Consider the following 25,157-nt stretch of genomic DNA (forward strand, 5'->3'; position numbering starts at 1 on the left):
TAATTTGGCGCGGGTGGCTATAACAAAACTTATAAAGTTGGTAATCACTTAAAATTCCTGCCCTTATGAAAAACACCCGCCGCAGATTGCGCGCTGGCCTGCCGTGGGTCGGGGGTTGAGGGCAGGCTTGTTTCATCGGCGCGGGCAAGGCTCAGTAATGGCAAATCATCACTTTGTGCCGCGGTAAGTCCGCGCAGCAGGTCGCCCAGGTTAAAACAGCGGCGTACTACCACGTGTATCACCTCCCCTTCTACCTGCAATTTGCCTTCGGCCATAAACAGGCGCGACTGTACAATTTCTTTTCGGTAAGTATTAAACAGCTTTTCCCAAACTACCAGGTTGGCGTTGCCGCTTTCATCCTCAATGGTCATGAACAATACCCCTTTGGCAGTACCCGGCCGCTGGCGAACGGTGATAAGGCCGGCCACTTTAACCGCGTCGCCGTCTTTTAAGTTTTTTAAGCCGCTGATAGGCGTTATGTGCAGCATATCCAGCTTCTCGCGTACCAGGGCTACCGGATGCTTTTTTAACGAAAGGCCGGTACTGGCATAATCCTGCACCACATGCTCGCCCAAAGTCATCAGCGGTAATTTTACCTGTGCTTCGGGTTGTGGTTTATCTTTAAAAAGGGCCACTGGTTTATCTGCCAGTGCCGATACCTGCCACAAGACCTGCCGCCTGTCAAGCCCAATGGACCGGAAAGCATCCGCGTCGGCCAGCTTTTCCAAAGCGGCCAGTTGTACCGGTAGCTGGTCTATACGGGTATAGGGCCGTGCAGCAATCAAGCCGGCCATTTCTTCTTCGCGCAGCCCCTTTATCTGCCTGAAACCGAGGCGTACCGTACCCGGCTTTTCAATAATATTATCCCACCCGGCAAGGTTAACATCAGCAGGCAGCACCACTACGCCATGGTTGCGCGCGTCAATAACAATCTGCGCGGGCTGGTAAAAGCCCATAGGCTGGCTGTTAAGCAAGGCGGCACAAAATACATCAGGGTAGTAATATTTGAGCCACGAAGAAATATACACCAGCAAGGCAAATGAAGCCGCGTGACTTTCGGGGAAACCATACCCTTCAAAGCCCTGCAGTTGCTTAAATATCCTACGGGCAAAATCCTCTTCATAACCGCGCCGTACCATACCATCTACCAGCTTTTTTTCATAAATGTGCAGCTTGCCATTGGCTTTAAACGATGCCATGCTGCGGCGCAGCTGGTCGGCTTCGGCCGGGGTAAACTCTGCGGCAACAATGGCAATTTCCATAGCCTGTTCCTGGAAGAGCGGTACGCCCATCGTGCGGCTCAATATCTCTTCCAATTCAGGCTTAGGATATTCAGGCACTTCTTCGCCATTACGCCTGCGCAGGTACGGGTGCACCATATCCCCCTGTATAGGTCCCGGCCTTACAATGGCTACTTCTATAACCAGGTCATAAAACTTTTTTGGTTTTAATCGTGGCAGCATTGACATTTGCGCCCGGCTCTCTATCTGGAACACGCCTACTGTATCGGCGTGGCTTATCATTTCATACACTTTAGGGTCATCCTGCGGAATATTGGCCAGTGTGCACTCCCTGCCGTAATGCTGCTTTACCAGGTGAAAAGCCTTGCGTATCATGGTAAGCATGCCCAGGCCCAAAACATCTACCTTGAGTATACCTAAAGCCTCCAGGTCGTCTTTGTTCCACTCTAGTTGGGTACGGTTTTCCATACGGGCGTTCATTACCGGGCACAGGTCGCTCAGCTTGCCATCGGTAATAACAAAGCCCCCCGTATGCTGCCCCAGTTGCCGCGGAAACCCCATAAGCAGTGATGTTAGCTGAAGCACTTTATTTATCAGCGGATCCCGGGGGTTAAGGCCCTGCTCGCACAGGCGTTTTTCGTCAAAGCCCTCCTCCCTGAAATCCCATATGGTAGCGCCCACACGTTTTATGGTATCTTCAGACAGGCCCATGGCCTTGCCCACATCACGGATGGCACCCCGGTGCCGCTCCTGGGTTACGGTGGCAACTATAGCGGCCCGCTCCCGGCCATAATCTTCATAGATGTACTGGATGATCTCCTCACGCCGCTCATGCTCAAAATCCACATCAATATCCGGCCACTCGTCGCGCGCGTCACTCATAAAGCGGGAGAACAGCAGCCGCGACTTCATAGGATCTACCGCCGTTATCGCCAGGCAAAAGCATACCGTTGAATTAGCTGCCGACCCCCTGCCCTGGTACAAAATACCCAGCTCATGCGCCTTGCGGGTGTACTTATAAACTCGCAGAAAATACGGCGCCAGTTTGCGCTTTTCAATAAAGGCCAGTTCAAATGCCAGTTGTTTTTTTATTTGCTCAGGTAATATATCGCCGTACCGCTTGTGTGCTCCTTCAAAAGTAAATTTGGTAAGCCGCTCCTGCGGACTCATGCCATCAATAATAGCCTCTTCGGGCTCAATGTATTTCAGCGTATCCAGCGAGAAATTGCACGCCCGGGCAATGGCCAGCGAATTTTGGATAGCCTGCGGATAATCACGAAACAGGCGGTGCTGCTCTTCAATAGGTTTAAGGTACCGTTCGGCGTTACTGTGCAGCCTGAAACCCGCGGTGTGGATGGTGCATTTTTCGCGGATGCAGGTGAGTATATCCTGCAATTCGCGGCGCTGTGTTTCATGGTAGTGCACATCACCGGTAGCGGCCATAGGTATCCCCAGCTGTGCAAGGCGAAACAGCCGCTTGGCATCATCACCGCTATAAGAGCGAATCGCCGCCACATACAGTGCAGCGCCCAACCCGGCTTTATATTCCGCTGCCGCAGCTTTAAAATCCTCATCAAAATCAAAGCGCGCGTTAAGCTTATCCGGCGGCACCATAATAAACAATATACCCTCTTTATGCGCATACACATCGGCTTTGTACAGGTGACATTCGCCCTTTTCGGCACGCAGGTTGCCCAGGGTGAGTAAGGCTGATAAACGCCCGTAAGCATCCCTGTCGGTAGGGTACGCCAGCAAACCCGGCCCGTCAAGCAAATCTAGCCGGCAGGCGGGTATAAATTTTATCTTAGGTTTTGTTTCCCGTTCTGATTCTGTCGTTTCTTTATTAATATTTTTGATGGCGATATGGGCACGCACTATGCCGGACAGGCTGTTTCTGTCGGTTACGGCTATGGCTGTGTAGCCCAGTGCCGCGGCTTGTTCCGCCATCTCGTCGGGATGCGAACCGCCCCGCAAAAAGCTGAAATTGGTGGTCACCTGTAATTCTGCGTACTCCTCCATCATCTTCAGGCAAAAAATCCGTGTAAAAACCACTCAGGCGCTTCATCAAAATGCCCCGACCGGAACAGCCAGTAGCGCTGCCCGGCGGTATCTTCAACCGCGTAATAGTCGCGGTGTGTGCCTTTATCCAGCCACCATTCGCGTTCTATGCGCTCGGGACCATCTGCACGGGCCACCTCATAACGGCGCCCATTATAAATAAACATATTGGGCGGATAATCTGGCAGTACAGACATTACCTTGATGGCTTCGGGCCGCGGCAGTAAGCGTACCGGGCGGGGCCTGTCTGTACGCCACGCCGTTTCGGGCACCTCCTGTAACGAAAGCGCCGGCCGTACCGACCGCTCGGGCCAGTAATGTTCGGCAGGCAAATAACGGCGTATCCGTTCGGGCCCTATTTTACCGGCAATGCGGTCCAGCAGTTCGGCCAGGGCAGTATCGGCCAGGCCGGGATTACCCGCCCATAGCTTTTCCTGCAATACAGCTACATCCTCAACTTTGGTGGCCTCCAGCAAAAACAGCTCAATACCCAGGGCTGTCTCTATTTTGCCAATCTGCAGATCGAAAAGCCTGCACAGGTGCGATACGCTGTGCGAACCGCGACCGGTGCTGATGCCGGCCTGCACCAGTTTACCATCAACCCGGTAACATTTAAGTATCACTTTGCGTGCGCCTTTACCCTCGCTTTGCAGGCGCAGGCAAAGCTGCTCCAATAATTTTTTAATGGCTATTTCAATACCGGCGGCTGTGCATACAGGCTCCATGCAGGGCAGCCTTTCGGTATAAGGTACCGGCGGCACCAGGGGCGTAAGTATTTCATCTTCGGTACCGAGCGCCTGCCCCAAACGCTGTAAAAACAATTCGCCGAAACGGCGGCGGAGCTCGCGCTGCGGCATGTTGATGAAGCTGCCAATGGTGCGCAGGCCCAGCTTATGCAGGCGGCTATTTATTTCGGGCTCAAGCCGTAAAGCAGCCGGCGGAAGATCGGGCAATGCCCCGGCCTGTTCCCCGCTGTTTATAATGGGCGTCACTTTCCCATACCGCGCCACCGCCCAGGCCGCCCCTGCTGTATCGGCAATGGCCGCGCGTGTGTCATATCCCCTGCTGCGCAGCTTTAACACAATCTCTTTAAGGTACCCGCGTTCGCCGCCCCACAGGTGAGCGCAGCCTGTAATATCCAGCAGCAGGCCGTCCGGCTTGTCAACCGTAACCAGCGGGGTGTAGCGTATGCACCACAGGCCCAATTGCCGCAGCAGCTTCGCCTCTTTGCCCGGTATGGCATCCAATACCTTCAGGTTGGTGGTAATGGCCTTGGCATCGGCGGCGGCCATGCCTGCAAAAATCCCTTCGGCTTCGGCCCGGTGGCTGGCGGCGGTTACTACTATGCGGTTATGCTCGGGCATTACGCACACAAAGGGCACCTCGCGCAATTGCGGACGGCCCAGCATCAGCCAGTCGGTAACCAGGTGACGGAACCAGATGGCCATATAGCGTTTAGGCATAGTTTTGCCTCCCTTCTTCGGCCTCCACGGGTTTATCAACCGTTACAAATTTGCCGGCATCCCACTCCATTACCCAGCTGCCCGGCCTGCCGTTGCGTACTTTTAACAGTTCCACCTGCCAGCGCGGCGGCCCCAGTCCGGGTAACCCCTCGGCAACGGGCTGGCTGGGCAGGGAGCGTATATGCCAGCGGGCGGCACAGGCCGTAGCACCTAATTTTTTGGTGGCATTGCGCAGTACAAAACCCGTTACATGGCTTTGCTCCACCGCCAGCTGCAGGCGGCGCGACAGTTTAAAATCCAGCTCGCTAACCTCGCCGATAACTGCGGCCAGGCCCTTGCACTTCAGCGCCTCCTCCACCACCCACAGTACATCCTTATCCCGTAATAAATTTAAAAAGATCACCCTATCCGGCTCGATGCCAAAGGCCTTAAGCGCCGGGGCAAACAGCGTTTGCGACAAGCCCACCCATAAACACGCGCCGCCCTCCTGCATCAGCGCCGACAGCAGCCCGGTAACAAAACCCGCAGCAGCAGCTACCTCGCCGGGCGTAGCGCAAACCACCTCATGCACCGCCCCCGCCGGGAAAACCCCGTTAGGGAAAGCCTCTTCTACCCGCCCCAGACCCCCCAAACCAGTTTTGCCTCCCGCGGGCGGCTTATACCCCTCCCACCGCAGTATGTCCTGCTGTAGTTTTGAAATAATATGGTGCTGACTTGCGGGCATCGGCTAACATTTTGCACTACAAATGTAATACTAAAAATATTAGCATTTTGTTTTTTTGTGGAGAAGGGAGAAACAACAAAGAAGGCCTCAGACTTATTTAAACTTTTAATAGACTAAGATAAAATGGTCATCCAAGCTCAAATTAATTTATAAACCTTGAGGAGTTAATATTTTTGTGTCTGATAAAATGTGGGGGAATAATTCGACAACAAATCCCTTTACTCAAAAGTGATGTCAATTTAAGACATTTATCTACATAAATTGGAAACACTAAATTCCGGAGCCACCTACCCCGGCAAACTAAAATAAAACACGCTCCCTTTATCCACTTCACTTTCGGCCCATATTTCGCCGCCGTGGCCTTTGATGATTTCGCTGCAGAGGTACAGGCCTATGCCAAAGCCGGAGATGTGGTTATTTTCGGTGCCTTTTACGCGGTAGTAGCGCTCAAACAGGCGGGGAAGGTCTTCGGCGGTTATGCCCATGCCTTCATCGGCTACGCTTACCTGTACGCCGCCGTTTATATGGCTGCAAGTGATATGTATAGCCGAGCCGGAGGGTGAGTATTTTACGGCATTACTAATGAGGTTGCTTATTACCTGCCCTATCTTTTCGCGGTCGGCCTTCACCATCATGGGGTTGCAGGGGTTAAATACCAGCACGTGATTGTTTATGGCAGCTTTCTCCTCTTCTACCGCCTCGCCTACCAGTTGGGTAATATCAAACTCCTGCAGGTCCATATGTATCTTGCCCGACTCGAGGCGCGACACATTGAGGAAGCCATTGATCATGCGCGTCATTTTTGCCAGTTGCTTGCCGGCCCGCTCAAGCATGCCTGCCACCTGCGTATCTTGGTATTCGGTGGCCTTTTTTTGCGATACCTGCACGTAGCTGATGGCCGAGGTAAGCGGGGTTTTAAGCTCGTGGCTTACCATGCTGATAAAGGCATTTTTGCGCTGCTCGTTCTCCTTAATTTCGGTAATATCCACGGTTGAACTGATATAACCGGCAAAGGACCCGTCGGACCGGAAACGCGGCGTACTGCGGGTAAGCAGCCAGCGGTATGCATTGCCCGCGGCAGGCAGCCGGAACTCGTACTGCCAGGGCTTTATATCTTTTAACGATGCGGCAAACAGCCGCATCACTTGTTCCTTATCATCAGGGTGTATCAAATCCAGCCAGCCGTAGTATAACAACTCGGCTGCAGGACGGCCGGTAATAGTAGCCCATGCCTGGTTAAAGTAGATGGTTTTTCCCATCTCATCCCCCACCGAAATCATTACATCGGTACTCTCGGCCATTACACGGAAACGGGTTTCGCTTTCGGTAATGGCTGTTTCGGCATTTTTAATATCGGTAATATCACGCGTGGTACCGGCTACGGCCTCTACTTCGCCCTGTGCGTTCAACACCGGGTTAAGGATATAATCATACACACGCCGCCCTAAAATGGCGTGCGGAAAAGATACTTCGCCGCGGATGGAGGTTTTGGTTTCCCTGATCTTATCAATCTCGCGCTCATGCATTTCGGCATGCCAGGGCTCGTACCCGTTTTCGAGCAGGCTTTTCCCTACGGCATTTTCGCGGGTTTTGCCCCACATGGTTAGCAGGGCCTCATTAGCGTACTGAAAGCGATAGTCGAGCCCGAACACATAAATAAGGTCGGGGGTACTTGAGGTGATGGTTTCGTACAGGCGGCGCTGCTGTTCAGACCGTTCCTTTTCTTCGCGTACCGCTTCTTCGGCACGTTTCTGCTCAGTAATATCGCTGGCGGTGCCAAACCACTCAATAATGTCGCCCTTGTCATCCAAAATAGGTACCGCGCGAGATGAGGTCCAACCTGTGCTGCCATCGGCTTGTAACACCCGGTGTTCCAGCTGAAATATCTTTTTATCACGTATCGCTTCGGCAATAGCCGCTTTAACCTTGCCAAAATCGTCGGGGTGGATATATTTTTCTATCCAGCCGCTCATGGGCTCCTGTGTATCTGTTAAAAATCCGCGGCCATCCAGCTGCCCCATTACACTCCAGTCGGCGCTCATACTGTAAATAACATCAGAAGTAGCAGTAACCAACGCCCTGAAACGCGCATCGCTGGCGGCAGCAGGCTGCTCGGGTAAATTGGAATTTTCGGATGGTTTGGTCATGGCACAAGAAACAGACTTAAATACACGGAAAGATAGAATTTTGTTTCAGCAGAAATAATTTCATTTAGCGGTCATGGTACTGCAAAGCGGCATTACAGGTCACTAATGCTTTCATGGGTGATGGTGTTGCCTGCTGCATCCAGCGGGATATAGGGATTATAGGCTATCTCCCACACATTGTTCTCCGGATCTGCAAAGGCAAAGTAATAACCACCAAAAGGCGTATGCACCGGCGATTTCAGGATATTAATATCCCGCGATTTAAATGCGGCGTAAAGTTCATCTACCTCATCTTGTACGGGTACATTGTATGACAGTACCACCGGCCGGAAGCCGCTGCCTTCGTGCTGCACGCCCACACCCTCGGCAAGCGCCCGGCGGTTAAACAGGCTGAATAAAAACCCATTCATTTTAAAAAAAACGATGTCGTTATTTTCCGCCTCCGGGATCCAGCCCAGCTGAGTTTTATAAAAGGCTGTTTGAGCTTGCAGGTTGTTAACCCCTATGGTAATAACACTTAAGCGCTGTAGCATATTATTTAATGTTTATTTAGTTAAGGGCCAATTACAACGATGGCAGCTTCCATTGGTACTTAACGGCAAGTATTCTGATAGAGCATACAACTATTACGGCAATACTTTCGGCAACTGGTACACTTACTACCTGCAAGCATGCCAGGTAAGCTAAACCACCTATTATACAGGCTGTGGCATAAATTTCTTTTTGGAATAAAACAGGTATTTCTTTAAGCAGAGTATCACGCAAAACACCGCCAAAGCAACCGGTAATGGTACCCAGTGCTATGCAAATTGCAGGATGCAAACCCGCGTCAAGCCCTTTTTTTATGCCTATTACGGCAAACAAACCCAGGCCTAGTGCATCAAACAACAAAAGTGTTGTTTTTAAGTAGTGTACATAGTGCCTTAACCATATGGTAATTACGCAGGTAACTAATATTATAACAGGGGTATTAATATCGCGCATCCAGCTTACCGGTGTAGCACCTATAAGTATGTCACGAATGGTACCCCCGCCTATGGCAGTAATAAAACCAATAATGTGCACGCCAAAAAGGTCGAGCTTTTTGTGTAGTGCGGATACCGTGCCCGAAATAGTGAAGGCGATTATCCCTAAAATTTCAACTATGGCCGAAAATGAGAGCATATAATTAGTAGAAAGCAAACTTAAGTAAAAAGATGTTTGATTATAAGCCTGTCATTTTCAATCCGCTCCACCTGTAAAGGATGTGTTGACATTATGCATGAAGCATAATGCCCCTTTTAAGGGGCATTAATTTCTGCTGCGGTTTGGCAATGTTAATCGTTTGGATGAGCCAGGCTATCGTCTCCATCGCCTTCGGGCTCAATGTCCAGAGCGCTGTTGTTGGTAGCATTACCTGTTTGAGTTTGGTTGCTCAGCGAAGGATAGTTTTCTTCTTTAATGGCTTCGTCGGCATCGCCAAAACTGTTTATTTCTTCTTCGTTTGGTACAAAGTCGGGCTGTGGGGTTTCTTCTTTTTTCGGTTCGTCAATCGGATCAGTAGCTTCCATAATCATATGTTTTTTCTTAATAAACCGATGGCGGGCTACAATGTTTGGCTGCGGCAATAGTTAGCAAACCGCTGCGCTAAAGTGATGCTGAAAACATTTTACTTCTGTCAGCGGTTAAAAAAAAGCCTATTATAGGGCAAAGCGCTATAAAAATTAATTTTGATGCTTAAACAAACCCTTGCTGCTCCGTTACTGAAGATACTTTTGCCGGCACTGTTTACGGGGCTGTGCCACACCGCCTACGCACAAGTTGGCGCGCCCGCCGACACGTTAAAAACAGATTCGTTAGGCGCCGGCGGCGTGAAGATCAGTAAGCCCGCAGATACTACATATAATCAATTTGATTTTGGCGACCTCGTACAGCGCATCCTTAAACCCAACAAAAAGAAAGACCTGACGCGGCAGGGTTCGGGCATAACTATCATACCCAATGTTGCAGCCAACCCCAGCATAGGTTTCCAGGGCGGTATAAAGGCTGTAGCGGGCAGGGTTTTAGGTAACGATCCTAATACGCTGATGTCGGTAGCGGCAACGTCGGCATCTATTACTACCAAAGGCATTATTTATTTTTACATTAACCACAATGTGTATACGCCCGGCAATAAATGGAACTTTCAGGGCAATTTGGTACTGGCCAAAACCGTAACGCCCGACTATGGGCTGGGTATTGGCCGTGCGGCCACGGGCAGCGAGGCCGACCTGGCACTTACCAACCCCGACCGCAAGGGCTATGCGCTACACTCCCTTTATTATAACATCAGGGAGAAGGTTTACAAGCAGGTTAGCGAAGGACTGTTTTTAGGCGCAGGCGTATCTTTCGACATCAGAAGGCAGATAGAGGACCGCCGCTCCACAACCGAACTTACGCCATACAAAATATACAGTGACCGCTATGGTTTTGACCGCAGCAACTATGCCTCAAACGGGATGCTTTTTAACGTGCAGTATACCACGCGCGATAACCAGAACCGGGCATATAAGGGTATTTACACCGATGTTGGCATCAGGGTGAACCAAACCTGGATGGGGAGTACCAAGGGCGCGGTGCAGCTTACTACCGACTTCAGGAAATACTGGAGCCTATCAAACCGCAACCCCGAACATGTTATAGCATTTTGGAACTGGGGCGCGTATTTGCTAAACGGGGCCCTGCCCTATCTTGAACTGCCCGGAAGCGCCAAGGACGCGGGTTTCCGCAGTGCCAGGGGCTATACCGTGGGTTACTTTAAAGGCCCGCAATACTTTTACTCTGAAGTTGAATACCGCTTCCCGATAACACGGAATAAATTTTTAAGCGGCGTTACGTTTTTCAATATACAAACCGCTAACGATGAGCTGGGCACCAAACTGTTTCAGCAATGGCAGCCCGGCGGCGGCGCCGGCCTGCGTGTATTATTCAATAAAGCTACACGCACCAACCTGTGCCTTGATTATGCCTGGGGCAGGTACGGCGCGCGCGGCTTCTTCCTGGGGCTTAACGAAGCTTTTTAGGGATAGCACGTTAAAATTCATGCAAATAATAAAGCCTTATGCGTTTCCGCATAAGGCCTGCACACAGCTTTGATATTTGATTTATAACCGGTGGATATCTGTACCGTTACCTGTGGTATTATCACCCTCGCGATTAATGCCCTGCTGATTATCATACGGCGCTCCGTTACCGGCAGATATGTTATTATTAAAATGCTGATGCTGGTAAAACGTCTCTCTTTGATACGGTACGCTGATGCCCGTTAAAGGTTTCTCAAATACATATCTTATAGCCAGCTCGTGCTCTGGCGACAGCTCGCCCTCCTGGTAAGGAGGCAAGCTCAGCAGCTGTTCAATGGTACACGTGGGTAAAAAAACCACTTCATCATCATAAATATCGTCGTCTTGGTCCAAGTCGTCAGTATCTTCGGCATCCTCAACTGCTTCGGTATCGTCTGCCTCGTCATAACCGTCACGCAGTTCGGCAATGCCTATGGGTACCAACACTTTTTTATCTGTGTCTACATCCTGCTCGTTTTCGGCAAGGTCAACAATAATGTACCTAACGCTGCGGGTTTCTGGATCAAACAACACATCGTATACTTCGCCTATCATGCGGTTTAACCCGTCAACCACGGTCCAGCCGGTAATATCGGGCTCGCCCTCAACTATTTGATAGCCACTACCGGCTAACTCTACAAGGTGACTTCCTTGCTTATTTTCTTCTGCTTCAAGTGCCATATCTTTTTAAATTATTATTGGGATATACAAGGGTTTAAAAGGTTACCCGTTTAAAGTGATTAGTTTGCCGGCAGTGCTATTTACTGCGGCGGGCGTACCGGTGGCGCTATCGTTATCAGTGCCGCCACTGAATAAGAAAAACAGAATTGCTACTACAACGACAGCAATGATTATCCATAGCCACGGGAAAGGCTTTTTGGGTTCTACTTCTAAATGTGCCATAATGGTGTGTTGGGTGAGTGATTCATTACGTTTAATATGTAATGATTAAACACACCAAAGGGCAATTGTTTTTAACAAATAGGATTATTTATTTATTAAAACGATAATTAAAGCGACACATGAGATTATGCACGCTTAGCATCAAGTAAAACTTTACAATTTGATAAAGTTAACTTAACCAAATTGTAATGCAATACGGTGACATTTAGGGCAACTTAACTTACTATGGAAGTAAACTACCTTATAATAGCATTGGTGATTTTTGCAGCGTTTTGCCTGATATTTTTGCTGATACGTAAAAACCTTAAAGACAAAAACCAATTTGAGAAAGACTTTTACCGTTCAGAAGTCAATCCTGAAAAGCATAACGATAACGAATCGCGTATGTAACGCTTAACATTTACGATATGGCATTAATGATATCATACTGCGTGATGATTTCCATTTTGCCCTGCTCATCAGTTACCAATACCGCAATATTATCTTTATTTATCAGGCTGGTGATCTTATCAATTGAGGTGTTCAGTTCCACAAAAGGAAACGGAGCCGTAGTGATATTTTTCACCGGTTGAGATTTTAATGATGGATTTTCAAGCAAGGCGTCCAGGATATCACTTTCGGTTATCTTGCCTATGATGTTACCGTGCTGTGTAACCGGTATCTGCGAAATGTTAAGCGTTTTTATCGTGTTAATAGCCTCAATAATTGTTTTTTCGCTATCAATGGTAATTATTTCCTGGTTTTCTTTTTTAGCGATGATATCGCGGGCAGTAAGTTTTTCGTCCTTCAGGAAACCGCGGTCGCGCAGCCAGTCGTCGTTATACATTTTACCCAGGTAGCGGGTACCATGATCGGGGAATATAACCACTACCACATCACCCTCTTTAAACCTGTCTTTCATTTGCAGCACACCTGCTACAGCCGAGCCCGTTGAGTTACCGGCGAAAATACCTTCTTTGCGGGCTATCTCGCGGGTCATTAAAGCAGCGGCCTCATCAGTTACTTTTTCAAAATGATCTATCAGGCTAAAGTTAACGTTTTGCGGTAAAAAGTCTTCGCCTATACCTTCGGTGATGTAAGGGTATATCTCGTTCTTGTCAAAAACACCGGTCTCTTTATACTTTTTAAACACCGAGCCATAGGTATCAATACCCAAAACCTGTATTGCAGGGTTTTTCTCCTTAAGGAAGCGTGCCGTGCCCGATATGGTGCCGCCGGTGCCCACCCCCACTACCAGGTGCGTTATTTTACCTTCTGTTTGTTCCCAAATTTCGGGGCCCGTTTGCTCGTAATGCGCCTGCGAGTTAGACAGGTTATCATACTGGTTCGGCTTCCACGAGTTAGGCACCTCACGCTCAAGTCGCGATGATACCGAATAATATGAACGTGAATCTTCCGGATCGACGTTGGTTGGGCACACTATTACTTCCGCGCCAAAAGCACGCAGGGCGTCAAACTTTTCTTTTGATTGCTTATCGGTACTGGTAAAAATACATTTGTAGCCTTTGATAACCGCCGCTATAGCCAAACCCATCCCGGTATTGCCGGATGTCCCTTCTATGATGGTCCCGCCGGGTTTCAGCTTACCATTTTTTTCGGCGTCTTCAATCATTTTCAGCGCCATACGGTCTTTAATAGAGTTGCCCGGGTTGGTTGTCTCTATCTTAGCCAGCACCGTTGCCGGGATATCCTTAACTATTTTATTTAGCTTAACCATCGGCGTATTGCCAATGGTTTCTAATATATTGTTATACCACATGTACCTTTAGTTTAAGATGCAGTAAGCCGCATCGATATATGACAAAAATAGCTTTCTGCGGGGATATATTCTTCACTGCAATATCAGGAATATAAAATAAGCGATGTTATTGACGGGGGCCTCACCCGTTAATGGCAGGGGTTGCGCAGTACTTGTGGATGCCCTATCCAATGTCGATTGTGAGCGGGTAATGCAAATCACACTAATGTTAACCGGAAGAGGTCTATTTGGTTTCGCCTCACCCATTGACGACAGAGGCTGCGCAGAACCTGTTAGTGCCCTTTCCCAATGGCGAGGGCTGACACGACAGTGCAAGTCGCACTACTTTGCATAGGTGAGGCCTATTTGTTTTCGCCTCAACTATTATGGGCAGCGGTTGCGCAGTGCTTGTGATGCCATCTCCAATGGAGAGGTTAGCATGCCCTATTTAATTGCACTAACGGTCGGGATATGCCCCAGCTTTGGAATTCCGCAATAATAAACCGGTAAAAGAAAAAATAAGCGTAATATGCATATGGAAACTACCGGGCTTGCTGCATCCTTACATTGAAACCAATGCTGCACCTTAATTGCTGCGCTTAACAATACATGAGAAGAATTATCACTATTTTAATTTGCTTAAGCGCTGTTTATTGCCATGCGCAAAACAAGCTTACAACCAGCAGAACAAGCAGCTATTATACTTATATATATAAAATTAGCGATACGGATTTACTGAAGCTGTACAAAAATCCGGATTTAAAGCCTGATGAAAAGATGCTTGGCCACCCTATCGACTCGGTTAAGAACGAATATTATTTTGACGAAGATTTGTTGCCACCCGGAAACTATTTAAAAGTAAAAGCCGAAAAGAATACTTTGTCGTTTAAACTGATAGAGAAACGGACTGCCTTTGTACATATACTAAGAAGTGAAAAGAAAATAGACTTTATACTTACCGACCGTGCCGGTAACATTATTAGGAATGCCGTTACAAGCAGCAACAATAAATTAGTACAATTAGATACTACCAGCGGTATTTACAGTATCAGCGCCGCCAAACACACTATTATACAGATCAGGCATAACGATGTAAATAACTTTTATAAGCTTGAGAAAATAAGCAATAAATTCCGCTATACCCCACCGGGGTTTTTATCGGCAAAGTGGTTAAAGGTTAAGTGGTATAAGCTTAAGCAGTGGTTCAAACCAAAAAGCACGCAGCAAAACCGGCAAAACTACACGGGTTTTATGGTTTTTAACAAGCCCAAATACAAACCGAATGATACAGTGCGGTTTAAAGCTTTTATCATCAATAAAAAAACAAATAAACCGTTGGCGGTGCCGCGGGTACTGGTAAAATTGAAGCAAGATTATAACGATGATATAAAAACTCTGGGTATAATTACAAGCTACCGTGCGGGCGCATTTGAATACAGTTTTGTACTATCTGACAGCCTGGACCTGGATCTGGATGAGGATTACAAGATAGCATTGCAGCAACCGGATGAGCCAGCGCGTAAAAAAACAAATACCGGCGATAAGGATAATCATTTAACCTACCTGTCGGGTGATTTTAATTACGAAGAATATGAGCTAAAGTCGACTAAGTTTAGCATGCGCGCCGATAAAAAAGAGCACTCGCCCGGCGACCTGGTAAATATATACCTGAAAGCTACCGATGAAAATGACTTACCGGTACCCGACGGTCGTGTCAATCTCATAATAAAAACCACACGCGTTGGCAATCACAAAGCAACGCGGGAATTTATACCCGATACGTTATGGCGGCATAGTTTAACCCTTGATGCGATCGGAGAAACCAAGTTAAGCATTCCCGACTCCGTGTTCCCCAAAGCGGACATAGATTATACGCTGCATGCAGATTTTTACAACTCATCAAATGAGCATAGGGAAGCAGAAACCGATTTTAATTATGAATACAAAGCTGATGTAATTAAACTAACCACGGATAAGGATACGTTAAGGATAAGCGCTTTCAAAAATGGTAAGCCATTGCGTGTACACGCTAACATTTACGGCATAGGCTCGTCAGAAGACACCATTGCAAGGCATAAGGTAATGTTACCTGCCGCTGTAAAAATTCAGGCTGATGCAGTGGAGTATGAAGTAGAAACAGACAGTGCCTATAACTCCATGGAGATGGATAAGGAAGAGAGTGGCATAACCATACAAGGACATATTAAAAATGACTCAGTGCTGATTAAAGTACAAAATGAGCGCAAATTGCATTTTTGGTATCAACTGTATGAAGGCAAAAAGCTTATAAGACGTGGCGCAGCGGATTCACTTACTTACCACCAACCCGTGGCCTCAAAGCATAATATAACCTGCGTTGTAAATTACAGGTGGGCAGGCAGGTTTAAACATATTTCACAAATTATTGACCAGCTGGACAAGCAGCTTCATATCAGCATAAAGCAGCCATTGTCGGTTTATCCGGGTCAAAAAGTTACTACGGTAATTGATGTAAAAAATCATAAAGGCGAACCTGTGCCCAACACCGACGTTACAGCCTGGGCATATACCGGAAAATTTGAGCAAACACGCCGACCTTTTATTCCATATTTAGGGGAGCGAAGAAAATCCATTACGCTAACTGATAAGTTTAATACCGTAGACCTGGAAACCACATCGGCCACACCATTGGAATGGAAACGCTGGCGTACGCAAATGGGGCTGGACAGCATAGAATATTATCGCTTTACACATCCTAGCCCCATTTATCGTATAGAAGAAGCCGCTAATGAAGGCATCACACAAATAGCACCGTTTGTAGTCATCAACGGTGATATTACGCCAGTGCACATTTTATACATAGACGAAAGGCCCGTGTACTTTAGCCGGGCCGGGCAATTGCAGCGTTATAGTTTTAAGGTTGATACCGGCAAGCACACGGTTAGGTTCCGTACTATTGACCGCGACATAAAACTAAGTGACATATATGCTGTACCAAACAAAAAACTTATTGTGAGTATTAATGCGGACTCGCTTTTAAACAAGCAGGTAAGCATAAAAAGCATGCCTGACAGCCTTACGGATCATGAAGCATCACTGCTTAATAAATACATGATAAACGTGGTAAACAATTTTAACGGCCGGCTGGCTACGCTTGAACAAACCGACAAGTTAATGCTGCTTAGTCCGTTACCAACTCATCAGCGCGAAATATTGGCCGGGCCTTTATCTGAAAACGTTGCCACTATTGATATTACAGGTAAAACCAGGCAAACGTTTTTATCAGAGCCAGGTTATGCATATACTTTTTTACCCGGGATGCTAAAACAAAAAAGTATACCGGGGAAGTATTCATTTACGAGGCAATTAAAGGGTCTGCCCCCGCCCGATTACAAGCAATACACTTTAACGAGGAAGGAAACAGACAGCTTATGGAATGAGCACCTTTACCAGCGCAGTAATACAACCTGGTTATTTTACAATGAACCTGCCGTTGCATCCACCACCGGAAGATTGGTTGTAGACATCAAAAACGAACGCAAGTTAGGGGTGAAAAACATTATTCTGTACCGCCACAGCGACCCTGACTTTATGAATATATATCCCGGCGACACGCGTTCGTTTGGCAATTTAAGTGCAGGCCGATATCGCATGTTTATCCTGCTTAAAAACAGGCTTTATTACCTGGATGATAACATTACAGTAAAACCGTACGGAGAAAATTACTACGACCTCACTGTTACGCCCCACGCTGAAGACGCAGTAAGCATAAGGATAGACAGCATCATCAATACACGGGTAAATGCCCGGCAGCGTAATGACAATGATATTTTAAGCGACGCTACTTTGTTACGCGAGGCATTTAATAAAAAATATATTAATGATGCAGTCTATGGGAATACGATAACAGGAGTAGTTAGGGATGGGAGCAGCATTTTACCTGGTGCAACAGTCAGGGTGAAAGGCCTCCCGCAGATGGCTACTACTACTGATCATAGAGGTTCATTCACACTAAGGGTACCACCACGTGGTAAGTTTATTGTTCAATTTATTGGTTATAAAACGCTTGAATTTGACATTACGCCTGGTGAACATTATAATATCAAATTAACACCAATGCAAAACAGCCTCGAAGAGGTTGTAGTGGTAGGCTACGGCAGCGTAAAAAGAATGAACCTAATGGGTGCCGTAAGCGGTATATCTGCCATTAATATTGTAACCGAATCAGCATCGACTATTGAAAATTTTCTGACAGGGAGATTGCCTGGTTTCTTTTCGCAGGAGAACGGAAGAGCGGGAGCATCCTCCGACTTTTTTATTAGGGGATTAAGTACATCAATTGGGGGCGGCAAGCCTTTAATAATAGTGGACGGCGAGGAATATACTTACGAACAACTACAACGGATAGATGTAAACGAGATTGAAAGTATCGCTGTTTTAAAAGATGCCGCATCAGCGGCAATTTACGGCACAAAAGGTAAAAATGGCGTATTGGTTGTAACTACAAAGGGTGGCCGGTTGTCCAAATTGGCTAACAACGCTGCCGGAGTTTCCACTGCAGGCTTGTTACGGCGCAACTTCTCTGACTATGCCTATTGGCAACCCAAACTTACTACCGACGGTAATGGCCGTGCCACGTTTACATCCACAATGCCTGACGATATTACCAATTGGCGCAACTTTGTAATTGCAGTAAATGATAACAGGCAAACAGGGTATGCGGAAAACAACCTGAAATCTTTTAAACCGTTAAGCGCCACATTTATATCGCCCCAGTTTGCCGTTGAGGGTGACAAATTAACAACCATAGGTAAAGTAATGAATTACGGCGCCAAAGGAGCTAAGGTAAACCGGCGCTTTCTATACAACGGCTCAGTGCTTAACCAGGACTCGCTGCAGATAGTAAATTCACAAATCGATTCATTACAAGTTAATGCCGGCAATACAGATAGCCTTAGCTTTGAATATGCTATTTCAAAAACCAATGGATATTTTGATGGTGAATTACGTAAGATACCTGTTGTTAAACAAGGTGTACAGGAAACCAAAGGACATTTTGAGGCGTTACGTGGCGACACCACGGTAAATATGCAGTTTGATACACGCTTGGGCCCCGTAACCTTTCACGCCGAGGCTTCTATCCTTCCGGTGCTTTTAGCAGAAACCAGCCAATTGCGGGATTATAAGTATCTGTGTAATGAACAACTGGCATCAAAGCTTAAGGGATTGATGGCCGAGAAAAGAATAAACGCTTACCTGCGTCAGCCATTCGCACATGACAAGTATGTAAAAGAACTTATAAAAAAACTGCAGGAAAGCCGCAGCAACACCGGGTTGTGGGGCTGGTGGCAAAACAGCAATGACGAACTGTGGATAAGCCTGCACGCTGTTGAAGCATTGTTGGATGCGCAAAGCCAGGGCTATCAAACAGGCATTGACAAACAGAAGCTTACCGATTACTTGATTCATCAGTTAGAAAGTTATTATAGTCAGGATAAAATTACCTGTATTGAGATACTTAACAAATTGAATGCTAAGGTAGATTATAAAAAATACGCGCAGGTTATACATAAAGAACTGCTTGCAGCAAAATCTTCTTCTGCTTATTACAAAATGCGGATTTTACTGCTATTACAGCATGCGGGAATTAAAATAGATACATATGAATTATTAAATGATAAAAAAACTACGCTTTTTGGCAATGTATACTGGGGCGAAAAGGGTTACCATTTTTTTGATAATTCCATGCAGTTAACAATAATGGCTTACCGTATATTAAAAAACGACGGTAACCATGCCCAAATTTTAGAGCGCATAACCGGTTATTTGCTTGAACAACGGCGCGATGGAGGCTGGCGAAATACCTATGAATCGTCGTTGATTTTAGAAACCATCCTGCCCGAGTTACTGGCTAACGGCGAGCCATTACATGCTCCAAGGCTAACGTTAAGCGGAGCAACAAATCAAGATGTAACCGCCTTTCCGTATAACGCTACGTTTACAGGCACCAGCTTACAAGTGAGCAAAACCGGTACTTTGCCTGTTTATATTACCGGGTATCAGCAGTTTTGGAACAGCAAGCCGGAAAAGGTGAATAAAGATTTTACTGTTGATACATGGTTTGAAAAGGGCAGCACCGAACGCAAGGTTACCCAACTCAAAGGCGGCGAAAAGGTAGAATTAGCGGTGAAGGTTACTGTTAAAGGCGACGGTGAATTTGTGATGATTGAGGTACCGATACCCGCGGGTTGCTCTTATGATGGCAAGGAACAAAGCTGGGGTAACAATGAAGTGCACCGTGAATATTTCAAAGAGAAAGTGAGCATTTTTTGCCGCCGGCTTAAACAAGGCACTCACCAATTTACTGTAAAACTTATGCCACGCTACGACGGGGAATACACCCTAAATCCTGCAAAGGCTGAGTTGATGTACTTCCCTGTATTTTACGGGCGCGAAGGCATACGAAAAGTGGTTATTGGCGACAGGTAAACGGGTTCTTTTAACCGGCGTTGCTATGGAATAATCTCTATGGTTACGGTTATGAATGTATTACTGCGAATAGACTGCAATGGCGAAACCCTACCGCTTTTTAATGCACGATCATTTGCCAGAGACGCTGTTGGCAGGGGTGCAAACTGCACCAACTCATCTTAGGCGAGGCTACACAACCGCGCTCATGTATGTAAAAGTTGCAAACAAAAAACCCCGGCTAACAAGCCAGGGTTTTGTTTATCAGCATTGACCTTAAGCTACTTTCAGCTTCTTCAAATCTGATTTTTCAAATTTTTCGCGTGCATACTCAAGCGTAACGTTAAGTTCCTTTACATCTTTTTTGGACGGAAACTCAAACATCGCGTCTATCATTATGGCTTCGCAAATTGAGCGTAAACCACGAGCGCCCAGTTTAAATTCCATCGCCTTATCCACAATAAAATCAAGCACTTCGTCATCAAACTCAAGCTTGACCCCTTCGTATTCAAAAAGCTTTTTGTATTGCTTAAGCAACGAGTTCTTAGGCTCGGTAAGTATGTTATGCAACGCATCCCTGTCAAGCGGATTAAGATAGGTAAGCACAGGCAAACGGCCTATCAACTCGGGTATTAAACCGAATGATTTCAAATCCTGCGGAGTGATGTACTTGTACAGGTTTTTCAGGTCAACTTCCCCCTCGTCGCGTTTCAACTTATAACCTACGGTTTGGGTTCGCAGCCTGTTAGCTATTTTGCGTTCAATGCCATCAAACGCACCGCCGCAAATAAACAGTATATTGCTGGTGTTTACAGTTATCATTTTTTGGTCGGGATGCTTACGGCCACCTTGCGGCGGTACGTTCACCATCGTTCCTTCCAGTATTTTCAACAAGGCCTGTTGTACGCCTTCGCCTGATACATCACGGGTGATAGAAGCGTTATCACTTTTACGGGCTATTTTGTCTACCTCATCAATATACACAATGCCACGCTCAGCCGCTGCTACATCGTAATCCGCGCTTTGCAGTAAACGGGTAAGTATGCTTTCCACATCCTCCCCTACATACCCTGCCTCAGTAAGCACTGTGGCATCGCAAATACAAAACGGTACGTTCAGTACCTTAGCCAGCGTTTTTGCAAGCAAGGTTTTTCCGGTACCCGTTTCGCCTACCATAATGATGTTCGACTTCTCTATCTCAACCTCGTCCTTTTCAATACGTTGGCCTAACCGTTTATAATGGTTGTAAACAGCTACCGAAAGAATTTTTTTAGCGTCATCCTGTCCTATAATATACTGGTCAAGGTGAACTTTTATTTCATAAGGCTTAAGCATGGCAGGCGCTGAAGGTGATGACTTAACCTTACGAACCTTTAATTCTTCTGCCAGTATCTCATTAGCCTGGTTAACGCACTTATCACAGATGTGAGCGTCTAACCCGGCTATCAGCATCAGGCTATCCTGCTTACCTGCCCCGCAAAACGAACACCTGATCTCCTTGCTGTTCTTGGTCATGATTCTTCTTTAAATTAATTAAAAATAATTAATTATTATCTATTCTGCAAACGGCTAAGCACCCATTTGGTTTCAGCTGCCTGCTTTTATATTATTTCTTTGGATTGTTTCCTCTTAATATTTCGTCAACCATACCAAACTCTTTGGCTTCTTCGGCTATCATCCAATGGTCACGGTCAGATGCCGCCCAAACTTTTTCAAATGACGCACCGCTATGATCTGCGATGATCTGGTACAATTCTTTCTTTAATTTAGTGATCTCGTGGTAAGTGATCTCGATATCAGACTGCTGACCTTGCGCACCACCTGATGGCTGGTGTATCATCACCCTTGAATGCGGCAATGCGGCCCTTTTACCGGCAGTACCCGCGCACAGCAGCACCGCGCCCATTGAAGCGGCCATACCGGTGCAAATAGTTGCTACGTCATTAGATATAAACTGCATGGTATCATATATACCCAAACCTGCGTAAACAGAGCCTCCGGGTGAATTGATATATATCTGTATATCACGTTTGGCATCAGCAGATTGCAGGAACAATAACTGGGCCTGGATAATGTTGGCAATACTGTCATAAATGGCATCGCCCAAAAAGATGATACGGTCCATCATCAGGCGCGAAAAAACGTCCATCTGCGCTACGTTAAGCTGGCGCTCTTCAATGATATACGGCGTCATGCCGGTTGGCACATTACTCCGGTCAACCCCGGCAATAAATTTATCTACATAAAGGCTGTTAATGCGATGATGCTTTACAGCGTATTTTCTGAATTCATTTTTATCTGGTATGCTGCTCATGTTATTTTGTTTTTACGGTTTGCGCAAGGCGGTTGGCGTTAGCTCATCCCTGCAAATAGTTTATCTATCTATGTTAAAGCTTAGCAAATCAATTGAATTTGTGTACTCAACCGACTATACAATTATTTGTTTATTTATTATCAAATATCTTTTGAAAGATATTTCTGAAAGCTATTAATCTTCCGGGCTAATTTATTTAATTCCTCTAAGAAAAAAGTCAGTTGTTCATCAGAAATATACTTCCTTAGGTGAAGGAGAAACAAAATGTTCGCATTTTCAAAAACTGAACGGTGTGCATAATCTAAAAAACGAGAAAAATCTTTCTTTGAATTTGAGCCGCTGCCTTCAGCTATGTTATTAGATATGCTAAGAGCAGCCCCATTGAGCTGCTCTGCAAATCTGTATTTCTTTTTCGCCTCTAAAGCTTCGGCAATCTCGCACAACTGACTTCCTAACTCTATGGCCAACTGCCATATCTCCAGGCTTTGAAATCTGAATAAGTTCATGCGGCAAGATACTTTTTTCGATTAAAAAATCTTGAAGCATTCTGTTATGTTCAACACAACATGCACCGCGCGCCGCGCGCCAACCAACGCTATTATGCGTTCATCTTTGCAAACTCGGCATTAGTAGTCTCTTTATCATCTAAAGTGATAACACTTTTAATGTAATCGAAAACTTTCAATGCTTTAACCTCTTCAAATATCTTGTTAGCGGTTTCCTTGTTTTGCAGGTACTGCACCGTGTACTGGCCCAATTGCTCTTCTGTTAAGGGCTGCGGACTGTACATCCTGAACTGAGCGTCTAACCTTTGTTTAGCAACCGCGAAAACCTCGTCGTACTTAATTTCGATGCCGTTATCCCGGATGATTTTGTTGCTTATCAGCGTCCATTTAAGGTTTTTAGCAAAATCAGCATACCCATCGGCAAGTTCTTCATCGCTCAACTTTTCGTTAGTAGCTTTTAACCAGCGCTTTAAAAACTCGTCAGGCAATTCAAACTGAGCCTTGCCTGTAGCATAGTTATAAATATCGTCCTGCAGCTTACGCTCGGCATCCTGCTGCATCATACCTTCCAGTTCTTCAGTTATTTTCGCCGTAAAACCTTCTTCGGTAGTGACGTTACCTTCACCAAATAATTTATCAAAGAACTCCTGGTTCAGATCACTTTCTTCCAAACGATTAACATTTTTAACCGTCAGGCGGAATTTTGATTTAAGATCAGCGGCTGTTTCTTCGTCAACCTTTAACAGGCCGGCAATTTTCGCAGCATCGCTGCCGTATGCTTTCTGAATATCCAACTCTACCACATCATCTTTTTTCAGCCCTATTAGTGATGCCTTAACATCTGCATCAGTTACCTGGTCTAAACGTACCGAAGTGGTTTCGCTAATTCCACCCTCAAAAACACTACCATCCGGCGAAAGCTGCTCCAATTGCGCATAAAGCACATCGTCATCTGCCGATACGTCAGGGTTTGTCATTTTGCCATAAGCACGGCGAATATTTTTAGTACGTTCTGCCAATGTATCGGCATCCACTTTTATAACATAACGGGTTAGTTTGTCTTTCGATGAAAAGTCGACATCAACTTCAGGCGCCAGGCCTACTTCATAGTTAAATTCAAAGTTATCAGCAAAATCCCAGTTATACTCCCTGGTGTCATCTGTTTTTGGCAGTGGCTGGCCCAGCACTTCTATCTTTTGTTCTTCCAGGTAATTGTTCAAACTGTCTGACAGCAGGTTGTTTATCTCATCAACCAATATGCTTTTACCGTACATTTTTTTAATATGCGCGGCAGGTACCATACCCGGGCGGAAACCCGGCAGCTTCGCTTTTTTAGCATGGTCTTTTATCGCTTTATCAACACGTGGCGTATAATCGGCCGGCTCAATATTAATTTTCAGAATCGTGTTCAGGTTGTCAACTTTTTCCTGGGTGATGTTCATCGTTACTGCGGATATTTAATTAATCACTAAAGGCACTGTAAATAAAAAGCGCCTCAATTTGAGGCGCAAAAGTATGAATTTTATTTGAAATTGAACGGCTTATTGTTTAACCTGCTGATATTTCACAACCGGGTTACTAATAGGTTTAATTGTACGTAAATAAGCGTACATCGCCTCCAGGTCAGATACCTTCATGCCGCCATATTTCCACCAGGGCATAATGGTTTGAAACTCATTTGGCTTAACCGGATAAGCCTGCGCGGTACCATCAGCATACTGCCTGAAACGGGCAACAAACTGTTCTTTTGTCCAGGTACCTATGCCGGTATTTTTATCGGGCGTAATATTGGCTGAGCGTAACTCGCCGCCCGGCATCGGGAACATCCTGCCCCCGCCAAACTCCATACCGGGTACCAGCTTGCCTTTATCATCCTTAGTGTGGCAATCAATACATGCCGCTGCGGTAACCAGGTACTCGCCATACTTCAGCGTATCGCTTTCGGCAGGCCGCTTACCCAAAGCAGCCGGCTTTGGAAAAGTATTTACGAGCAGGTTAAGCGGAAAATCGAGCTTGTGCGGCGGGTAATTTTTTCCGTGAGGCTTTAACGAGCGTATGTACGCGATAATATCGTAAATATCTTCACGATCCATTTTAGAATAGTTTTGCCACGGCATAATGGGGAATATGGCGGAGCCATCTTTTTTTACGCCGGTGGTAATTGCGCGAAAAAGTTCGCCATCTGTGTATCGCTCAAGGTTTACCGGGGTAATGTTAGGTGTGTAAATTTCACCGGGTATCCCTGCGCGGAAGTCAAATAATTCGCCGCCTGCACCTATTACATCGTTGTTAATGGGGCCGGCAAACTTGGCCCAGTCGCGGGTTGAGTGGCAGTCAACACATACAGTTACGTGGTTAGCCAGGTATTCACCGCGGGCTATGCGTTCGGGTGTACGTTCTACTTTAATGTCTTCAGGATCGCCTACATCAGGCAGTGCAAGGCTTACGTAAGATACGCCTGAGATAACAATTACAACAACTAAAATCAGGATAATAGCTATCCATTTTTTGAACTTTTTCATTTTGTGATGGGTGG

Annotated in this window: 18 protein-coding genes; 3 read left to right on the forward strand and 15 right to left on the reverse strand. The window is 46.3% G+C overall.

Annotated features, from left to right (window positions below; genetic code table 11):
• Positions 1 to 44 precede the first annotated feature (44 nt).
• From DJ568_RS00370 to DJ568_RS00400, 7 genes are all read right to left on the reverse strand, one after another.
• Positions 45 to 3,263, reverse strand: coding sequence for an error-prone DNA polymerase (locus DJ568_RS00370; RefSeq protein WP_233496596.1), 3,219 nt, complete (start codon positions 3,261 to 3,263; stop codon positions 45 to 47).
• A gap of 2 nt (positions 3,264 to 3,265) precedes the next feature.
• The gene (locus DJ568_RS00375) at positions 3,266 to 4,762 is read right to left on the reverse strand and encodes a Y-family DNA polymerase (protein WP_114003248.1); all 1,497 of its coding nucleotides are present in this window, start codon (positions 4,760 to 4,762) and stop codon (positions 3,266 to 3,268) included.
• Positions 4,755 to 5,486: an ImuA family protein gene (locus DJ568_RS00380; protein WP_114003249.1), complete on the reverse strand. Its 732-nt coding sequence runs from the start codon at positions 5,484 to 5,486 to the stop codon at positions 4,755 to 4,757. The genes DJ568_RS00375 and DJ568_RS00380 overlap by 8 nt, the downstream gene beginning before the upstream one ends.
• A 287-nt stretch (positions 5,487 to 5,773) precedes the next feature.
• Positions 5,774 to 7,633, reverse strand: a complete 1,860-nt coding sequence (locus DJ568_RS00385; protein ID WP_114003250.1) for a PAS domain-containing sensor histidine kinase — start codon at positions 7,631 to 7,633, stop codon at positions 5,774 to 5,776.
• Between the two features lie 92 nt (positions 7,634 to 7,725).
• Entirely contained in the window at positions 7,726 to 8,166 is a 441-nt protein-coding gene (locus DJ568_RS00390) for a VOC family protein (protein WP_114003251.1), read from the reverse strand.
• A 31-nt stretch (positions 8,167 to 8,197) separates the two neighbouring features.
• Entirely contained in the window at positions 8,198 to 8,797 is a 600-nt protein-coding gene (locus DJ568_RS00395; RefSeq protein ID WP_114003252.1) for a trimeric intracellular cation channel family protein, read from the reverse strand.
• A 152-nt stretch (positions 8,798 to 8,949) separates the two neighbouring features.
• Entirely contained in the window at positions 8,950 to 9,183 is a 234-nt protein-coding gene (locus DJ568_RS00400; RefSeq protein ID WP_147238678.1) for a hypothetical protein, read from the reverse strand.
• A 162-nt stretch (positions 9,184 to 9,345) separates the two neighbouring features.
• On the opposite strand from DJ568_RS00400, the gene DJ568_RS00405 reads away from it, so the two are divergent.
• Entirely contained in the window at positions 9,346 to 10,674 is a 1,329-nt protein-coding gene (locus tag DJ568_RS00405; protein WP_114003254.1) for a BamA/TamA family outer membrane protein, read from the forward strand.
• A gap of 81 nt (positions 10,675 to 10,755) precedes the next feature.
• Here DJ568_RS00405 and DJ568_RS00410 read toward each other — a convergent pair whose 3' ends face one another.
• Complete coding sequence (locus DJ568_RS00410) at positions 10,756 to 11,394, reverse strand: PRC-barrel domain-containing protein (RefSeq protein WP_114003255.1); 639 nt, start codon at positions 11,392 to 11,394, stop codon at positions 10,756 to 10,758.
• A gap of 42 nt (positions 11,395 to 11,436) precedes the next feature.
• The gene (locus DJ568_RS00415) at positions 11,437 to 11,616 is read right to left on the reverse strand and encodes a hypothetical protein (protein ID WP_114003256.1); all 180 of its coding nucleotides are present in this window, start codon (positions 11,614 to 11,616) and stop codon (positions 11,437 to 11,439) included.
• Between the two features lie 225 nt (positions 11,617 to 11,841).
• On the opposite strand from DJ568_RS00415, the gene DJ568_RS17320 reads away from it, so the two are divergent.
• Positions 11,842 to 12,006: a hypothetical protein gene (locus DJ568_RS17320; RefSeq protein WP_199560815.1), complete on the forward strand. Its 165-nt coding sequence runs from the start codon at positions 11,842 to 11,844 to the stop codon at positions 12,004 to 12,006.
• A gap of 10 nt (positions 12,007 to 12,016) precedes the next feature.
• Here the strand turns inward: DJ568_RS17320 and DJ568_RS00420 are convergent, their stop codons facing one another.
• A complete protein-coding gene (locus tag DJ568_RS00420) occupies positions 12,017 to 13,375 on the reverse strand; it encodes a pyridoxal-phosphate dependent enzyme (protein ID WP_114003257.1) in 1,359 nt (452 codons plus the stop codon).
• Positions 13,376 to 13,963: 588 nt separating this feature from the next.
• Between DJ568_RS00420 and DJ568_RS00425 the strand changes: the two genes are divergently transcribed.
• Positions 13,964 to 19,822 carry an alpha-2-macroglobulin family protein gene (locus tag DJ568_RS00425; RefSeq protein ID WP_114003258.1) on the forward strand — a complete coding sequence of 1,953 codons (5,859 nt, stop codon included), beginning with the start codon at positions 13,964 to 13,966 and terminating at the stop codon, positions 19,820 to 19,822.
• Positions 19,823 to 20,077: 255 nt separating this feature from the next.
• On the opposite strand, the gene clpX is transcribed toward DJ568_RS00425, so the two are convergent.
• The 5 genes from clpX to DJ568_RS00450 all read right to left on the reverse strand — a co-directional run bounded on the left by clpX (position 20,078) and on the right by DJ568_RS00450 (position 25,143).
• Positions 20,078 to 21,316: an ATP-dependent Clp protease ATP-binding subunit ClpX gene (clpX, locus tag DJ568_RS00430; protein WP_114003259.1), complete on the reverse strand. Its 1,239-nt coding sequence runs from the start codon at positions 21,314 to 21,316 to the stop codon at positions 20,078 to 20,080.
• A gap of 91 nt (positions 21,317 to 21,407) precedes the next feature.
• Positions 21,408 to 22,115 (reverse strand): ATP-dependent Clp endopeptidase proteolytic subunit ClpP, encoded by a 708-nt coding sequence (gene clpP, locus DJ568_RS00435; RefSeq protein ID WP_114003260.1) that lies wholly within the window; start codon positions 22,113 to 22,115, stop codon positions 21,408 to 21,410.
• 140 nt (positions 22,116 to 22,255) lie between these two features.
• Entirely contained in the window at positions 22,256 to 22,621 is a 366-nt protein-coding gene (locus DJ568_RS00440) for a four helix bundle protein (protein WP_114003261.1), read from the reverse strand.
• A gap of 92 nt (positions 22,622 to 22,713) precedes the next feature.
• The gene (tig, locus tag DJ568_RS00445; protein ID WP_114003262.1) at positions 22,714 to 24,063 is read right to left on the reverse strand and encodes a trigger factor; all 1,350 of its coding nucleotides are present in this window, start codon (positions 24,061 to 24,063) and stop codon (positions 22,714 to 22,716) included.
• Between the two features lie 99 nt (positions 24,064 to 24,162).
• The gene (locus tag DJ568_RS00450) at positions 24,163 to 25,143 is read right to left on the reverse strand and encodes a c-type cytochrome (protein WP_114003263.1); all 981 of its coding nucleotides are present in this window, start codon (positions 25,141 to 25,143) and stop codon (positions 24,163 to 24,165) included.
• Between the last annotated feature and the right edge of the window lie 14 nt (positions 25,144 to 25,157).

The sequence above is a fragment of the Mucilaginibacter hurinus genome (assembly GCF_003324525.1).
Taxonomy (GTDB): Bacteria; Bacteroidota; Bacteroidia; order Sphingobacteriales; family Sphingobacteriaceae; genus Mucilaginibacter; species Mucilaginibacter hurinus.

Bases quoted from the DNA above. Each gene is read 5' to 3' on its own strand.
- DJ568_RS00375 (WP_114003248.1), bottom strand. From the start codon at position 4,762: ATGCCTAAACGCTATATGGCCATCTGGTTCCGTCACCTGGTTACCGAC.
- DJ568_RS00395 (WP_114003252.1), bottom strand. From the start codon at position 8,797: ATGCTCTCATTTTCGGCCATAGTTGAAATTTTAGGGATAATCGCCTTC.
- DJ568_RS00415 (WP_114003256.1), bottom strand. From the start codon at position 11,616: ATGGCACATTTAGAAGTAGAACCCAAAAAGCCTTTCCCGTGGCTATGG.
- DJ568_RS00370 (WP_233496596.1), bottom strand. From the start codon at position 3,263: ATGATGGAGGAGTACGCAGAATTACAGGTGACCACCAATTTCAGCTTT.
- DJ568_RS00385 (WP_114003250.1), bottom strand. From the start codon at position 7,633: ATGACCAAACCATCCGAAAATTCCAATTTACCCGAGCAGCCTGCTGCC.
- DJ568_RS00390 (WP_114003251.1), bottom strand. From the start codon at position 8,166: ATGCTACAGCGCTTAAGTGTTATTACCATAGGGGTTAACAACCTGCAA.
- tig (WP_114003262.1), bottom strand. From the start codon at position 24,063: ATGAACATCACCCAGGAAAAAGTTGACAACCTGAACACGATTCTGAAA.
- DJ568_RS00410 (WP_114003255.1), bottom strand. From the start codon at position 11,394: ATGGCACTTGAAGCAGAAGAAAATAAGCAAGGAAGTCACCTTGTAGAG.
- clpP (WP_114003260.1), bottom strand. From the start codon at position 22,115: ATGAGCAGCATACCAGATAAAAATGAATTCAGAAAATACGCTGTAAAG.
- DJ568_RS00400 (WP_147238678.1), bottom strand. From the start codon at position 9,183: ATGGAAGCTACTGATCCGATTGACGAACCGAAAAAAGAAGAAACCCCA.
- DJ568_RS17320 (WP_199560815.1), top strand. From the start codon at position 11,842: ATGGAAGTAAACTACCTTATAATAGCATTGGTGATTTTTGCAGCGTTT.
- DJ568_RS00425 (WP_114003258.1), top strand. From the start codon at position 13,964: ATGAGAAGAATTATCACTATTTTAATTTGCTTAAGCGCTGTTTATTGC.
- DJ568_RS00380 (WP_114003249.1), bottom strand. From the start codon at position 5,486: ATGCCCGCAAGTCAGCACCATATTATTTCAAAACTACAGCAGGACATA.
- DJ568_RS00440 (WP_114003261.1), bottom strand. From the start codon at position 22,621: ATGAACTTATTCAGATTTCAAAGCCTGGAGATATGGCAGTTGGCCATA.
- clpX (WP_114003259.1), bottom strand. From the start codon at position 21,316: ATGACCAAGAACAGCAAGGAGATCAGGTGTTCGTTTTGCGGGGCAGGT.
- DJ568_RS00405 (WP_114003254.1), top strand. From the start codon at position 9,346: ATGCTTAAACAAACCCTTGCTGCTCCGTTACTGAAGATACTTTTGCCG.
- DJ568_RS00450 (WP_114003263.1), bottom strand. From the start codon at position 25,143: ATGAAAAAGTTCAAAAAATGGATAGCTATTATCCTGATTTTAGTTGTT.
- DJ568_RS00420 (WP_114003257.1), bottom strand. From the start codon at position 13,375: ATGTGGTATAACAATATATTAGAAACCATTGGCAATACGCCGATGGTT.